The sequence below is a fragment of the Bacillus sp. SJ-10 genome (assembly GCF_002843505.1).
Classification (GTDB): domain Bacteria; phylum Bacillota; class Bacilli; order Bacillales; family Bacillaceae; genus Bacillus; species Bacillus velezensis.
In genome coordinates this window covers 1592125-1606239 of sequence record NZ_CP025258.1, presented here as the reverse complement: position 1 = coordinate 1606239, position 14115 = coordinate 1592125, and the positions used below count along the sequence as shown (strand labels likewise).

The window sequence follows — 14115 nt, the reverse complement described above, 5'->3', positions numbered from 1 at the left end:
TTGACAATCAATCACCCTTCGATTACGCTAATCTGGTACAAGTGTAAGGGGGAAAAACAAATGAAACAACGCAACCTTCGTGCGGGCGATATGGCGCTTATCGGCATGTTTGCCGCACTGATGGCCGTCGGCGCCAACATTACATCAATGGCTCCTTTTTTGCAAGTTGCGGGAATTCCGTTATCGCTGCAGCCTTTCTTTTGTCTGTTAGCCGCGATGCTTCTCGGCGCCAGACGGGCAGCCATTGCAATGACGGTATACGCATTGGCCGGACTCGCGGGGGCGCCTGTTTTCGCCCAATTCTCAGCAGGCTTTGCGCCGTTTATCGGAAAGAGCGGCGGATTTATTCTCGCTTACATCCCGGCGGCATTTGCAGCCGGATGGCTGCTGGAAAAAACAAAAAAACCCGGCCGCCTGCATTATGCATGGGCCTCTTTGATCGGTACCGCCGTCATTTATATCATTGGCACGACCTATACGTATATTGCGCTGAAATTATGGCTTCATGCTCCGATCAGCTACGGAATGGCCTGGTTTTACATGATATGGTTTTTCATAAAAGATATCGTTTTAGCACTGTTATTGGCATCAATCGCGCCTGCCGTATACAGGTCTATTCATAAAGCGACGGGGTTCAGCAGAAATCCGGCGTAAGATGTTCTCAGCATACAAAAAGGCTCCCCTTTCCGGGAGCCTTTTTTTTACAGGACAAGCGCGGCAATCCAGCCGAATATCACAAGCGGAATGTTATAGAAAATAAATGTCGGTACGCACGTATCCCAAATGTGGTGGTGCTGTCCGTCGGCGCTGAGGCCTGACGTCGGCCCGAGCGTACTGTCACTTGCAGGAGAACCCGCATCACCGACCGCGGCGGCCGCTCCGATTACGGCGATCGTCGCCATCGGGCTGAATCCGAGCTGAGCGCACAGCGGGACAAATATGGTCGTAATGACGGGTACGGTTGCAAATGATGATCCGATTCCCATCGTGATTAATAAACCGACCACCAGCATCAGGAGCGCGCCTAATGATTGGCTGTGGCCGATAAAGCCTGTTGATGCTTTGACCAAGGAAGCCACATCGCCCGTTTTATTCAATACATTTGAAAAACCGGCTGCAACAAGCATGACAAACCCGATAAAAGCCATCAGAATCATGCCGTCCGTGATCAGCTTATCCGCTTCATTGCGCTTCATGACTCCGCTGATAAACAGCGTAAACAAGCCGGCAAGCGCGCCCATGATCATACCTTCCACTCCGAGCACCTGTGACAGATAGAGCTGAACGGCAAGCGACACGGCAATGGAGATCAGGGCGATGGCAATGCTTTTTTTCGTATAAGGAGAAGACGATAGTCCGGCAATCTCCTTCGTCTCATATTTCTTCGGTTTCCGGAAGACGATGACGGCTAAAATTAAACCGACCGCCATCCCGGCCGTCGGGATGATTAAAGCATACGGGATATCACTGAGCGGCACCTTTAAACCGGCTGACGCCATATTATCTCTCAGCATCCCCTGGAAAATCTGTCCGAATCCGACAGGCAGAACGATATACGGCGCAGTCAGTCCGAATGTCATCACACACGCGATCAGCCTGCGGTCTATTTCAAGTTCATTAAATATTTTTAAAAGCGGCGGAATCAATACAGGAATAAACGCAATATGAACGGGCACCACGTTTTGCGAGAAACAGGATATGATTAAAATAATCAGTACGATTAATACTTTTGACAGTGCTTTTTTCCGCGAATCTTCCTTTTTTCCGATTAGTTTGACAGACGCTTCCACCATTGCATCGGGAAGCCCCGTCTTTGTCAGCGCCGCGGCAAATGCTCCGAGCAGCGCGTAGCTGACCGCGACGGTGGCATTTCCGCCGAGACCGTCCGTAAAAGCCTTCACCGTCTCTCCGAGGCCTAAGCCGCCGGTCAGCCCGCCGGCAAGCGCGCCGATCATTAAAGCTATAATAATATTGACACGCAGCAGGCTTAAGACGAGCATAAGCAATACTGCGACAACAACAGCATTCATTGATGAGTCCCTCCAAAAATCCTTTAGTTTGCTAATGTAGTAGATAATTAAAGTTACCATAGATTCTGCGCTTTAGTCAACTAAAGATTTTGGAAATCAAAAAACCCGCTGCATCAAGGCAGCGGGTTGCTGTTATCTTTCGGGCGTAAACCGCTCAGTCAAAACAGCCAACGTCCTTGCCATGACGCCTGTTGCGCCGGCAGGGCCGAAGCATGTCGCTTTATTCGCCGTTGCGGTTCCCGCAATATCGAGATGAACCCACGGCGTGTTTTCCGCGAATTCACCAATGAATGCCCCCGCCATAATCGCGTGGCCTTCTCTTCCCGGAGAATTGTTCAAATCAGCCATCTGACTGTTTCTCACCCGTTTTTTATCCTTTTCTGTAATCGGAAGCTGCCAGATCGGCTCGCCGGATTCTTTCGCCGATTCCGCCACCTGTTCATAAAACGCGGCGTGATTAGTCATAGCGCCCGTCATTTCGTTCCCTAAGGCGACAATGACACCGCCCGTTAACGTTGCGACGTCTACGAGGACAGAGGCTCCGTGCTGCTTGGCGTATGTGATGCCGTCGGCAAGCACGAGACGCCCTTCCGCATCGGTGTTCAGGATCTCAATGGTTTTTCCGCTGAGCGAAACGATGACATCATCCGGCTTCATCGCATCGGACGAAATCATGTTGTCCGTAGACGGTATGACAGCGAGCACGTTTTGTTCAGGCCGCAGTTCGCCGATAATCTCCATTGCCCCTAATACCGAGGCGGCCCCTCCCATATCGCTTTTCATGCCGACAATGCCGGTTTTCGGCTTAATTGAATATCCGCCCGTATCAAAGGTAATTCCTTTACCGACCAGGCCGATGACGTCTTCCCACTGATCTTTGCCCTGATACTTCAGAACGATCATTTTCGGCGGTTCGGATGAGCCCTTGTTAACAGCAAGCAGCCCTCCCATGCCGAGCTCTTCCATTTCATCTTTTTCTAAAATTTCACACTCGAAATCGTATTTCGCCGCAAGCTCAGCGGCATATGACGCCAAATCAGTGGCCGTCAGCATATTACCCGGCATATTCACAAGCGTGCGGGCTGAATTCGTCCCTTGGCCGTATGCCGCTCCGACGTTCAGGCCGGCCTGCACTTCCCTCAGGTCTTCTTCGGTCACGGCGCAGACTGATTTCAGTTCCTGATCCGGCTCATTCGATTTATGTTTATAATCCTGCACTTCGTAAACCGCAAGCAGACAGCTTTCTGAAAGCGCATGAGCGGCATCGGCGGCAGGCACTTCACCGGAGACGAATGTATCGAGCAACACGGATACTTCCTGTTTTTTATCTTGATGAACCTGCTGAAATACTCGTGCAAAGCATTCTTTCGTATCTTCAAACGAATAATCCGCTTCTCTTCCCAGGCCGATAAAATAAATACGTTTCATACCGGTCGCAGCCGGAGGGTATACTTTTGATACACGATTGCGTTTGGCGGACACATCACCATCCTTTAACAGCTGGGTCAGATGACCGTCCAATTTATCATCCAATTCCTTCGTAAATCCGTTCAGCGTGCTTTTTTGAAAAAGACCGATGACCAGTGTTTCGGGATGCCGCAGTTGATCAGATGCATAAAACATGAGTACACACTCCTTATGTGGGTATTTGTTATGTAAAGTGGTATAATGAAAAAACATTTTTCATTGATTTTATTTTACCAAACTAAGGGCGTTTTCTGCAGTTTTTCGATGCGATCGGAATCAGCAGATACAGAAAGGATGTCGCATATGGATGTACTTATGAATTTTCCTTTACTGGCGAGTTTTGCCGCCATTATTTTTGCCCAAGTTGTAAAAGTGCCTATTCAATTTATCGTATCCAAAAAACTTGACTGGTCTCTTGTGACGAGCACAGGCGGCATGCCGAGCTCCCATTCCGCCGCCGTCACTGCGCTGTCAACCGGAGTCGCTTTGCAACAGGGGCTGGACTCGCCCCTGTTTGCAGTCGCCGCGATTTTCGCCGTCATTACGATGTTCGACGCTACAGGTGTCAGGCGGCATGCGGGTGAACAGGCGACGGTCATTAATAAACTTGTCATCGACTTTAATCGGTTTGTCAGCGAAGCGAAGGACTTTCAGAAAGCGGAAGAGAAGGAAAAACAGAAGAAACTGAAAGAACTGCTCGGCCATCAGCCGATTGAAGTATTCTTCGGCGGCGTCACCGGTATTGTGCTGACATTGATTTTAGATTATCTCTTTATGTAAAAAACGCTTCAGCGGATGCTGAAGCGTTTTTATTCTTTTACCGTTTTGTATTGATTTCTGAACACTTGCAGCGACTTGGTTTCGTTCAGCTTTACAAGTTCGTCCTCGGTCACTGTGCCGTTCCCTTTTTTAATAATGTAGACCTCAAGTGTTTTTTTGCCCCAATTGTTATAGACGTCCTTGACGGTGTCAAAGTAGAGGTCAAGGCGGCTGCCTTTAATTTTTGAGCCGGTATCGGCGACAACCCCGTAACCGTAATTCGGTATAAACAGAATCGTCCCGATCGGGAAAACAGACGGATCGGCCGCAACAGTTGAATATAAATCTCGTTTGACCTTCACGCCTGAATATGTAATTCCGTACTGCGGATGCCCCGGAGATTTTCCGGTAGATTCCGCTCCGGCGGTATAACCGGTGGCCGTCACCTTTTGTGACGGATAGCGTTCCCAGTCAAAAGCTTCTTCCAGCGGTTTTATCCTGCCTGATGCCTTCTTTTCCGGCTGATTCTGTAAGGATTGAAACGGAGTTGCGATGTTTTTCAAAACGGCGCCGCGATGTTCCGTCATCCAATTTGTCAGATCCTTTGCTTCAACACCGGTTATGGAAAAGTATGTCGCATGGCATGCGCCCAAAAAGAGCACGATCATGAATACGCGTCTGATTATCGTCAATCTGAAATCACTCTCCTCCGAGTCATTGTTCCCAACTCGGTGAGGTGCTATACAAAAAGCGCCGCGACACAAAAAAAGCTTTCTCGAATAAGAAAGCGGCTTAAAACATTTGATATCCTCTTTTTCTGAGCGCCTTTATGGCAATGCCTGACATGATGGCTCCCGCCAGTCCGCCCGCCAAAATCACAACATCCGCAACCGCTAATGACATGATGCGCTGAAACAGGCTTTGAAAGGATTCCCCCGGCGCCTGCACGTAACTGATCATCTTTTTATTGCTGATAATGAAAAGGCATACAATCGGATAGACAACAGCCATAATCCACGACATTCTAAGCAGCATGTTCAACAGAAAGCCTATGCCGAAAAACAGTACAAAAAATAGTACGATTGAGATCAGGACAACCGGCAAACTAATCACAAACATCCACCCCCTACAGCACTTTCAGTGTACCTCGGGGACGGTAAAAAAGTCAACGTCTGGAAAAATCATCGTCTCTCTTTGCCGCTTCCCTGGCAGGAGGGACATGTTTCGGAGCCGCCAAGAAGCAATTGAAAATACCCTTTACCTGAGCAGAACGGACACGCCGCCGTGCTTTTTGCTGTCGTTTTCATGCGGATCACCCTTTTTCTAAATTTTCTGATAATATATCATATTTACTTGTCAAGCAACAAGTCAGAATATGTGACAAAACAACTCATGTAAGCGGAAACATTCTTTATTTTCTTTTACATGCTTTTTATAGCGCTCTTTTTTAAAAGAAGAGAAAACCCGCGGGCGCGGGTTTTCAGAAGAATTTAAACTTCCCTTTTTTCAGCGTCAGGCCCAGACCGCCGATCATAAAGAGCGAGCGGTTGTCAATGACCTTTTTCATAAAGGACGCCGGCATGCCTTTGAGCTTCCTGCCGTATACGACTCCGACGGCGTTATGCTCACCGAGGGAGGCGACGGTTCCTTTAATGTCAGGCTTGAACTCTTCAAGCTGGCCTCCTTTAATCAAACCGCCCAGATTTTTGGCGACCGTTTCTCCTTGCTGCATCGCGATCTGAGCAGTCGGCGGGTACGGCCGTTCCGTCTCTTCATTGATAAAGAGCGAGCTGTCGCCGAGAATAAAAACGTCATCATGTCCCGGCGCCCGAAGATCAGGGTTGACCTTGACACGGCCGCGCATATTTTCAAAACCCGCTTCCTCCACGATCGGATGTCCGCGCACGCCCGCGGCCCAGACAACGGTCTGCGATTTGATTTCTTCCGGTTCTTCATCTTTCTTGCCGACTGTGACACCGTCTGCGCGGCATTCTTGAACCGCGGTGCCGATTTTAAATTCAACGCCTTTGCTCTCAAGGTATTGAACGGCGTAATCGACAAGCTCCGGATCAAATCCCGGCAAAACCGTCGGGGCGGCCTCGACACAGACGATCCGGACGAGACTTTCATCTATATCATAATATCTGCATAACTCCGGCTTGCGGTTCGCAAGTTCACCGAGAAATTCAATTCCCGTAAAGCCCGCTCCGCCGACAACGATGGTTAAGCGGTCAGGGCGTTTTTCAGCCTCCGTATTGTATGTCGCAAATTGGAGCTCAATATGGTCTTTCAGCTGGCGCGACGTATTAATATTCGCGATCGGAAAAGCGAATTCTTTTAAGCCTTTAATCCCGAATGTTTCAGGGACGGCGCCAAGCCCGATGACAAGATAATCATAAGGGATGTCCCCTTGTGAAAGCGTCACCTTTTTATTTTGCACATCTATCGCTTTTACGGTATCCTGCACAAATTTGACCCGTGATTCATTGATTACATCTTTTATTTGATATCTGCAGCGGTCATGATGCAGCGTTCCTGCGCTCGCTTCATGCATCCATGTCGTTTCATAATGATAATTGTGTTTATTGACCAAAGTAATGTCAGCGTCATTTGCCCCGATATGCTTCGGAAGCCTTGTTACTGTCATTAATCCACCATAACCTGCACCTAAAACCACGATTTTGGGTTTATTCAATGCCATCACATCCACCTTCTTTTTTTTGCTGTTAGACGCATAATCAAATCAACATTTGTATTAGCTTCAGCTTATTGGCGGGATTTTATGAAATGAAATATAAAATTTTTTAGAAAACCGCACATGTCTGCATATCACCATACTATCCGGAAGAATCAGAAAACATTCAGGAAAAAACAGATTGGAATTTGTCCCCATATTAGCGGCGGCCGCAATTTTTTTCAAGAATGAAGCGGCCGGGCGGTTTTCGGCACTCGTCATCCTTTTAAATTGTATGTTATAATTAATAACAATTTTCAATTAGGAGGCAATTTGGTATGCAAGAGGATTCAAAGGTTTATGATATTACGGTCATCGGCGGCGGCCCGGTCGGCCTGTTTACCGCTTTTTACGGGGGAATGAGACAGGCGAGCGTCAAAATCATCGAGAGCCTGCCTCAGCTTGGCGGCCAGCTCAGCGCGCTGTACCCTGAAAAATATATTTATGATGTAGCCGGATTCCCGAAAATCCGCGCCCAAGAACTTGTGAACAACTTAAAAGAGCAAATGGCAAAGTTCGATCAGACCATCTGCTTAGAGCAGGCCGTTGAATCTGTTGAAAAACAGGCGGACGGTGTGTTTAAGCTTGTCACGAATTCAGAAACGCATTATTCAAAAACGGTTATTATTACAGCGGGAAACGGCGCATTTAAGCCGAGAAAGCTTGAGCTGGAATCAGCGGAACAATATGAGGGCAAAAACCTGCACTACTTCATTGACGACCTCAATCAATTCGCAGGCAGACGCGTTGCCGTTCTGGGCGGCGGCGATTCCGCGGTGGACTGGGCGCTCATGCTTGAGCCGATCGCCAAAGAAGTCAGCATCATCCACCGCCGTGATAAATTCCGCGCGCATGAGCACAGTGTCGAAAACCTGCATAATTCTAAAGTCAACGTGCTGACACCGTTTGTTCCCGCTGAACTTGTCGGTGAAGACCGGATCGAACAGCTCGTTCTCGAAGAAGTGAAAGGCGACCGTAAAGAAATCATTGAAATTGATGACCTGATCGTAAACTACGGCTTTGTTTCTTCTCTCGGCCCGATTAAAAACTGGGGCCTTGAAATCGAGAAAAATTCCATCGTCGTCAAAAGCACAATGGAAACGAATATCGAAGGCTTCTTTGCCGCCGGAGATATCTGCACATATGAAGGCAAGGTCAAGCTGATCGCCAGCGGTTTCGGCGAAGCTCCGACAGCCGTGAACAACGCGAAGGCTTACATGGACCCGAAAGCGCGCGTCCAGCCTCTGCATTCTACAAGCATGTTTGAAAAATAATAAAAAAGAGTCTGTGTCATACCGGCACAGACTCTTTTTTATTTAAACATCCAAATATAATTCATGACGGTTCCGACAACAAGCGCAATGACAAGCGCCGACACGACCCAAATCGTGCCTAAAATAATCCGGTCCTGAATTTTTTGGGCTTTCGGGCTGTGCCCGGGCTGTTTTTGTTCCACACCGGCCCCTCCCTTCTTCTGCAAATCTATCTATCGTAACAAATGTCTTACAACACCCAATACTACTATGATAACCAAACTGCAAATGGATGACAAGCTGACCGCATATGAGGCGGCATGAAATCATTTGACATTCCTGACAAAACAAAGTACATTATAAAAAGACGAACATTTCAATTTTATTTAATTATATTATTCGCTTTTAGGGGTGTTATATATGGAAAATGTATTTGATTACGAAGATATTCAGCTGATTCCTGCAAAATGCATTGTTGAAAGCCGATCTGAATGTGATACATCAGTTACGTTGGGCGGACACACGTTTAAACTTCCGGTCGTACCGGCCAACATGCAGACGATTATAGATGAAAACATCGCGGCCTGGCTCGCGGAAAACGGGTATTTTTATATCATGCACCGCTTCGAGCCGGAAAAACGCCTGGCTTTTGTCCGGGATATGAAAGCGCGCGGACTGATTTCTTCCATCAGTGTCGGCGTGAAGGAAAATGACTATGAATTCATCCGGGAGCTGAAAGAACAGGAGCTGGTGCCGGATTATATTACCATTGATATCGCGCACGGCCATTCCAATGCCGTGATCAGCATGATTCAATTTATTAAAGAACATGTCCCGGAAAGCTTTGTCATCGCAGGGAATGTCGGGACGCCTGAAGCTGTAAGGGAGCTTGAACGCGCGGGCGCTGACGCGACAAAAGTGGGAATCGGCCCCGGGAAAGTCTGCATCACCAAAATTAAAACCGGCTTCGGAACCGGCGGGTGGCAATTAGCCGCGCTTCGCTGGTGCGCAAAAGCGGCGAGCAAACCGATCATTGCTGACGGCGGTATCCGCACGCACGGCGATATCGCGAAATCCATCCGTTTCGGCGCATCTATGGTCATGATCGGATCATTATTCGCCGGCCACGAAGAATCACCGGGACAAACGATCGAAATCGATGGAAAGCTTTACAAAGAATATTTCGGCTCCGCTTCTGAATTTCAAAAAGGCGAAAAGAAAAACGTCGAAGGCAAAAAAATGCATGTCGAACATAAAGGGTCTTTACAGGACACGCTGGTTGAAATGGAGCAGGATCTGCAATCTTCCATCTCTTACGCCGGCGGCAATACACTCGAAGCCATCCGCAATGTCGACTACGTGATCGTAAAAAACTCTATTTTCAACGGCGACAGATTTTAACACGCAGCAGAGCCGCAAAAAAGATAAAAAAATGACATTCAATATGAATGTCATTTTTTTATTAAATACCGAAATAAAGAGCCGCACTGGCTAACAGATTAATCACAAAAATAAACAAAAAGATGTAACGAATGAATTTATTTTGCACCGGAGCAAATATAAAGAGATATAGTCCTGCCACCCCAAAAGTAAGAACAGGAAACAGCCACTCAAAGGATAAAGAAATGATATAACCGATAATCATAACAATCGGCACACCGATTAATGATAATTTACTTCTCATATGATTTCTGCCCCTTTTACTTAAAAATTGGTGTGATGTAAGCTTCAATAATGGCAGCGGCGATCAGCAGACAAATAATTATGAGCACCAATATTCCAATATGCCTGAACATTGAAGCCATTATCTTTTTTTCCTTAGAAAAACACAGCCTGATGACCAATTCAACGCCCTTAAAACCAATGGCGCCACTTAATAATAACGCGGGAACTTCAAATATACCATGAGGAATTAGCAGTAAAAAAATCCGATAAAAAGGAACCCCGCTATGCACATTTTCTATAATAGAGCCGCTTAAAATAAACCCGTTGGTGAATAAATAAAAGATTGAGGTCAATCCAAAGGTAAAAAAACCCGCGGCTAAAAACAGACAAGCGATTGCATTGTTTTTCAGCAGTTCAACCGCGCCTGACGAGCCGTTGTAAGACGCTGATGAAACAAAGTGATCGGAAAAAAACGCAGCGATCACACCGCCTGAAAAAAACAGCAATGACGCGGTTAACGGAATGACAGACGTCCTGATTGCCGGCAACATGCGGTTCATCATGTATAGATACTCTCAGCCAATTCTTCAATCTCTTCTAATGAATGCTCGGATGACTGATACTCCGCCGCAAAAACGCCCTCATGTATAATACCGATCGTATCGCACAGCGAATGTGCCAGCTCCAGCAGGTGAGTCGATAACAGGACCGTATTTCCCTGCTTGACGTACTCCTTTAATAACGTCCGTATCGTTTTACCGCTGATTAAATCAATGCCCGTCAGCGGCTCGTCAAGAATTAATATCTTTGGCTGATGAATGAGCGCGGCCGCAATTGATAATTTTTGTTTCATTCCGTGTGAATATGTTTTAATCAGCTGATTTCCGTCTTGAGCAAGCTTCAGCGTCTCTAACATATTCTTTATATAATCATTTGTCCGCTGAGACGGCACTTGAAACATCTCCGCTGTAAAACGCAAGTATTCGACTCCCGTTAAGTAATCATATAAAAAAGCATGGTCGGGCACAAAACCGATATCAGCCGATAGTTGCCCCCCCTCTTCTGAATCCAGTTCCTTGCCGTCAATCATGACGCGGCCTGAAGTCGGTTTAAGCAGGCCCGAAATGATTTTCAAAGTCGTTGTTTTCCCGACTCCATTAGTCCCCAGCAAAGCATAAATTGAGCCTTTTTTCACCTCAAACGAAATATCTTTCAACACCTGTTTTTCACTATAGTTTTTTTGTATATTCACTAATTTAATCATTGTTCGCAAACCTTTCCGCCATATTGATTCTGCGAAGAAACAGAAACATGACTCCATAGTTTAATAGTGTGAACAGGACAAAAATACCTGATGCAGAATGAATAAGCATCGTTTCAAGTTCCGGCTTTTTATAGATAAAATACGATGTGATCGCAGCGATTTGAAGCGACACAATGAAAATGAAAGAACTGTATAAGTTGTTATACGTCTTTGCTTTCCCCGCTTCTCCAATTTCGTACAGATGCTCCCAGTTTTTCTTAGGATACAGGGCGGTGCTTGAAATCTGGACAAGACTGTATAAAAAACCCGAACATAAAAACACAATAAACAAGTAGATCGTCAGCGCCGCAGAAGACGGAAAAAACACCGTAATCAAAATGGTGATGATGAACGAATAGATAAGAGCGGCGAGATTATAAATACATACTTTCGGAAACACCAGCTGCCACGCATGTTTGATATTCCGGTGAAACAAATGCTGATTTTTTATTTCCCCGTCCACTGATAATACTGTTTTGAGCGCATCTCCGACGAGCTGATACGAAAAGTTCGCAATGATAACCGCCGCAGACACGATGGCGGCTGCCGAATACCCGATAAAGTGATGCGATAAAAGCGGAATACAAAAACCTAAAAACAGCATGAACAAATACAGCATACTGCCGAAATTCCTGATAAAAAACCCGTCAATTCTCGATAAGAACAGGAGGTCCTTTTGAAAAACGGCATGAAATATTTTGTTATTTCTATATAATTTCAGCTTTGGCGCAAAATCTGCGTTTGTCAAAAACATATAAGGAATAAGGTCCATTTTCTTCAGGGTGGCCGACCACAGTTTAAACATTCCCGCCGTTAAAAGGACGCCGGCCGCAAACACCGCAGCGAAAACGAGCACGAAATGTGAGCGGAATGCTAACCATACATACGGCGTATTCATGAGGATGTTCCGGAAAGCCGGTGACTCCGTAAAGCTAGAAATATCCTTTGCGGTATACTCCCCAAACACGAGAAGATAAACGGCATACCCGACTGCAAGCGGAACCAGCAGGCTGACGCTGAATAAAATGCCTTTCATGATTTTCAAGTAAAACAATTTGCTCCACATATTTGTAAGAAGATAAACAACATAAGAAAACAGCATAGATAAAAATAAATTGAGAAGAAAATAAACGAAGCCCAAGAAAAATACGATGATCGCCGCAGACCCGGTCATGCCTGCGCTTGATAAAAACAAAAAGACCGGAAAAACAAAAAGATACCATACGAAAATGGTTTTTTTGATCGCCTGGCCGGCAAAAACAGAAAACAGCTGTAAAAAACGAACCTTTTTTAATTGATGAATAACCTTGCGCGTATCCAGCAGAAAGGCATTGTGATGTTCTTTAAAGAAGCCGGCAGCCCAAAAAAGCTGCTCAAGTGAAACGGCGATTAAAACAAATTGCCCCCATGCGCTGAGGGGCAGCTGAATCAGTTTTGTCCCGAATACAACACCGCATCCCAGGAAAACGAGATATAAACATAACAGAGAAATAATAATGGCAGACAGCAGTTTGCTGTTGAGTTGAGGAATGCCCCAATCTTCCTTTCTTTTTCGAAACGATGACAGGGTATTATATTTGATAAGAGCCGCAATTTGTTTGACTATCATACTTTCAATCCTTACATATGTATTTGGGAGAGAGGCTCTTTTTGCAGCTTGTACAAAAAGAGCAATTATTTATTGATCGATTTTACCAAGCAGCTGCGTATTTTTTGCCGTATTTCTTAATCATTGTTTTTGCTGTTGCAACGATTGCATAAGAAATCGCGCCTGCGCCTGTAACGATACCGATAAGAGAAATGATAGAAGCAATTGTTGATGCCGCATCAATAATATCAATTGCTTTTTTAGCTGCTGCTGTAGAGATGCCGAGAGTAGAAGCTAATTCAGCATTGGCTGAGAATGCATGAGCCGCCGCCACGTTTAATTCAGTTCCCGTTAATAATAGTGCATAAACCAATGTTGCTGCAGCAAGAGCCGCGCCAAACAAAATGAAAGACTTTTTATTAGATTTTACTAAGTTCATCATAACATCTCCCTACTCTGTTTTTTTAATTTATAATAAAATTCAGCTTAATTGACTCTCTCCCGAGCTAAATTTTATCCGCCATAAAATAGTTTAAAAAAATAGTAAAGAGTTTTAGTAAAACAAAACATCCAGTCAAAATGATTCTCTTGCCTTTACTGAGATCGGTCAGTTTTCCTGCGGCAGCATAAAGAGCCGCGATTGATATGAGCAGAAATGGGTCCAGCAGCTGCAGACTCAAGCTGGTGCCGCCGGCAGAATATATAAGCGAGGAATCAGCCGTTAAGTAGTTAACAACTGAAAGAATCAACATTTTAAATGCCGAGATTAAAGAAGTCAGCGTATATAGAAGCAAATAATTTTTTTTCGGTTTCTTTGTGCCGAGAATAAAAGCGGCAACGAATAACAGAAATCCGCCTATCAGAATTTCCACAAAAGTTGTGAAGATCATAAATCCTTGCAGAAACATGACAATCGTACGAACACTTTTCTCCCCGATATCGTAGGTACTTTCTCCGACGGAAGAATAATACGACTGCAGAACTTTATCTGAAATACTGAATTGGAAGAGTAATGAACAGATCAAAATGATGAAAAAAGAACTTAAAAATATTTTTTTATTGCTCAATTGACCTATCATATTATCATCCTTTTCTTACAAAATAAATTAACTATTCTATACTTTTACAATTTAGTTTAATCCTATCAAAAAATCAATATCCTTTCGAAAAATATGACTTTAGAACGTGTTGACAATGAGCACATCTTTCAGAGTTTTCAGTTCTATATACCCTTTATTTTTTTTTGAATTTGCAAATAGTATGATTCAAACAATTGATTTGAAGTTTTAGGAAGAACCTGTCGAAAGAGACGAAGG

The 14115-nt window shown here is 45.2% G+C and carries 17 protein-coding genes; 4 read left to right on the top strand and 13 right to left on the bottom strand.

Features of this window, described 5'->3' with window-relative positions:
- Positions 1-60 precede the first annotated feature (60 nt).
- Entirely contained in the window at positions 61-654 is a 594-nt protein-coding gene (locus tag CXL14_RS08160) for a biotin transporter BioY (RefSeq protein WP_007408702.1), read from the top strand.
- Positions 655-701: 47 nt separating this feature from the next.
- On the opposite strand, the gene CXL14_RS08155 is transcribed toward CXL14_RS08160, so the two are convergent.
- A complete protein-coding gene (locus CXL14_RS08155; protein ID WP_007613482.1) occupies positions 702-2030 on the bottom strand; it encodes a Na+/H+ antiporter NhaC family protein in 1329 nt (442 codons plus the stop codon).
- A 132-nt stretch (positions 2031-2162) separates the two neighbouring features.
- Entirely contained in the window at positions 2163-3653 is a 1491-nt protein-coding gene (locus CXL14_RS08150) for a leucyl aminopeptidase (protein WP_007408704.1), read from the bottom strand.
- 147 nt (positions 3654-3800) lie between these two features.
- On the opposite strand from CXL14_RS08150, the gene CXL14_RS08145 reads away from it, so the two are divergent.
- Positions 3801-4277 (top strand): divergent PAP2 family protein, encoded by a 477-nt coding sequence (locus CXL14_RS08145; RefSeq protein WP_014418782.1) that lies wholly within the window; start codon positions 3801-3803, stop codon positions 4275-4277.
- 29 nt (positions 4278-4306) lie between these two features.
- Here the strand turns inward: CXL14_RS08145 and CXL14_RS08140 are convergent, their stop codons facing one another.
- From CXL14_RS08140 to CXL14_RS08125, 4 genes are all read right to left on the bottom strand, one after another.
- The gene (locus tag CXL14_RS08140; protein WP_014418783.1) at positions 4307-4948 is read right to left on the bottom strand and encodes a 3D domain-containing protein; all 642 of its coding nucleotides are present in this window, start codon (positions 4946-4948) and stop codon (positions 4307-4309) included.
- 100 nt (positions 4949-5048) lie between these two features.
- Positions 5049-5369, bottom strand: a complete 321-nt coding sequence (locus tag CXL14_RS08135; RefSeq protein WP_003151989.1) for a YuiB family protein — start codon at positions 5367-5369, stop codon at positions 5049-5051.
- Between the two features lie 68 nt (positions 5370-5437).
- Positions 5438-5563, bottom strand: a complete 126-nt coding sequence (locus CXL14_RS08130; RefSeq protein ID WP_007408708.1) for a YuiA family protein — start codon at positions 5561-5563, stop codon at positions 5438-5440.
- A 173-nt stretch (positions 5564-5736) separates the two neighbouring features.
- Positions 5737-6957: an NAD(P)/FAD-dependent oxidoreductase gene (locus CXL14_RS08125; protein ID WP_007408709.1), complete on the bottom strand. Its 1221-nt coding sequence runs from the start codon at positions 6955-6957 to the stop codon at positions 5737-5739.
- A gap of 311 nt (positions 6958-7268) precedes the next feature.
- Between CXL14_RS08125 and yumC the strand changes: the two genes are divergently transcribed.
- The gene (yumC, locus tag CXL14_RS08115) at positions 7269-8264 is read left to right on the top strand and encodes a ferredoxin--NADP reductase 2 (protein WP_007613496.1); all 996 of its coding nucleotides are present in this window, start codon (positions 7269-7271) and stop codon (positions 8262-8264) included.
- Positions 8265-8302: 38 nt separating this feature from the next.
- Here the strand turns inward: yumC and CXL14_RS20160 are convergent, their stop codons facing one another.
- Positions 8303-8446, bottom strand: coding sequence for a hypothetical protein (locus CXL14_RS20160; RefSeq protein WP_003151982.1), 144 nt, complete (start codon positions 8444-8446; stop codon positions 8303-8305).
- A gap of 217 nt (positions 8447-8663) precedes the next feature.
- On the opposite strand from CXL14_RS20160, the gene guaC reads away from it, so the two are divergent.
- Entirely contained in the window at positions 8664-9644 is a 981-nt protein-coding gene (gene guaC, locus CXL14_RS08110; RefSeq protein WP_031378398.1) for a GMP reductase, read from the top strand.
- A gap of 61 nt (positions 9645-9705) precedes the next feature.
- Here the strand turns inward: guaC and CXL14_RS08105 are convergent, their stop codons facing one another.
- The 6 genes from CXL14_RS08105 to CXL14_RS08080 all read right to left on the bottom strand — a co-directional run bounded on the left by CXL14_RS08105 (position 9706) and on the right by CXL14_RS08080 (position 13878).
- On the bottom strand, positions 9706-9927 hold the full coding sequence (locus CXL14_RS08105) for a DUF5970 family protein (protein WP_003151978.1): 222 nt from the start codon (positions 9925-9927) through the stop codon (positions 9706-9708).
- 16 nt (positions 9928-9943) lie between these two features.
- Positions 9944-10471, bottom strand: a complete 528-nt coding sequence (locus CXL14_RS08100) for a stage II sporulation protein M (protein WP_101287760.1) — start codon at positions 10469-10471, stop codon at positions 9944-9946.
- Positions 10468-11172 carry an ABC transporter ATP-binding protein gene (locus tag CXL14_RS08095; protein ID WP_017419446.1) on the bottom strand — a complete coding sequence of 235 codons (705 nt, stop codon included), beginning with the start codon at positions 11170-11172 and terminating at the stop codon, positions 10468-10470. The genes CXL14_RS08100 and CXL14_RS08095 overlap by 4 nt, the downstream gene beginning before the upstream one ends.
- Positions 11165-12820: a hypothetical protein gene (locus CXL14_RS08090; RefSeq protein ID WP_101287758.1), complete on the bottom strand. Its 1656-nt coding sequence runs from the start codon at positions 12818-12820 to the stop codon at positions 11165-11167. Before CXL14_RS08090 ends, CXL14_RS08095 begins: the two co-directional genes overlap by 8 nt.
- Before the next feature lie 82 nt (positions 12821-12902).
- Positions 12903-13238: an uberolysin/carnocyclin family circular bacteriocin gene (locus tag CXL14_RS08085; protein WP_003151973.1), complete on the bottom strand. Its 336-nt coding sequence runs from the start codon at positions 13236-13238 to the stop codon at positions 12903-12905.
- Between the two features lie 67 nt (positions 13239-13305).
- Positions 13306-13878, bottom strand: a complete 573-nt coding sequence (locus tag CXL14_RS08080) for a hypothetical protein (RefSeq protein ID WP_021495383.1) — start codon at positions 13876-13878, stop codon at positions 13306-13308.
- Positions 13879-14115: the final 237 nt, after the last annotated feature.

Bases quoted from the DNA above. Each gene is read 5' to 3' on its own strand.
- CXL14_RS08160 (WP_007408702.1), top strand. From the start codon at position 61: ATGAAACAACGCAACCTTCGTGCGGGCGATATGGCGCTTATCGGCATG.
- CXL14_RS08155 (WP_007613482.1), bottom strand. From the start codon at position 2,030: ATGAATGCTGTTGTTGTCGCAGTATTGCTTATGCTCGTCTTAAGCCTG.
- CXL14_RS08150 (WP_007408704.1), bottom strand. From the start codon at position 3,653: ATGTTTTATGCATCTGATCAACTGCGGCATCCCGAAACACTGGTCATC.
- CXL14_RS08145 (WP_014418782.1), top strand. From the start codon at position 3,801: ATGGATGTACTTATGAATTTTCCTTTACTGGCGAGTTTTGCCGCCATT.
- CXL14_RS08130 (WP_007408708.1), bottom strand. From the start codon at position 5,563: ATGAAAACGACAGCAAAAAGCACGGCGGCGTGTCCGTTCTGCTCAGGT.
- CXL14_RS08125 (WP_007408709.1), bottom strand. From the start codon at position 6,957: ATGGCATTGAATAAACCCAAAATCGTGGTTTTAGGTGCAGGTTATGGT.
- yumC (WP_007613496.1), top strand. From the start codon at position 7,269: ATGCAAGAGGATTCAAAGGTTTATGATATTACGGTCATCGGCGGCGGC.
- guaC (WP_031378398.1), top strand. From the start codon at position 8,664: ATGGAAAATGTATTTGATTACGAAGATATTCAGCTGATTCCTGCAAAA.
- CXL14_RS08105 (WP_003151978.1), bottom strand. From the start codon at position 9,927: ATGAGAAGTAAATTATCATTAATCGGTGTGCCGATTGTTATGATTATC.
- CXL14_RS08100 (WP_101287760.1), bottom strand. From the start codon at position 10,471: ATGATGAACCGCATGTTGCCGGCAATCAGGACGTCTGTCATTCCGTTA.
- CXL14_RS08095 (WP_017419446.1), bottom strand. From the start codon at position 11,172: ATGATTAAATTAGTGAATATACAAAAAAACTATAGTGAAAAACAGGTG.
- CXL14_RS08090 (WP_101287758.1), bottom strand. From the start codon at position 12,820: ATGATAGTCAAACAAATTGCGGCTCTTATCAAATATAATACCCTGTCA.
- CXL14_RS08085 (WP_003151973.1), bottom strand. From the start codon at position 13,238: ATGAACTTAGTAAAATCTAATAAAAAGTCTTTCATTTTGTTTGGCGCG.
- CXL14_RS08080 (WP_021495383.1), bottom strand. From the start codon at position 13,878: ATGATAGGTCAATTGAGCAATAAAAAAATATTTTTAAGTTCTTTTTTC.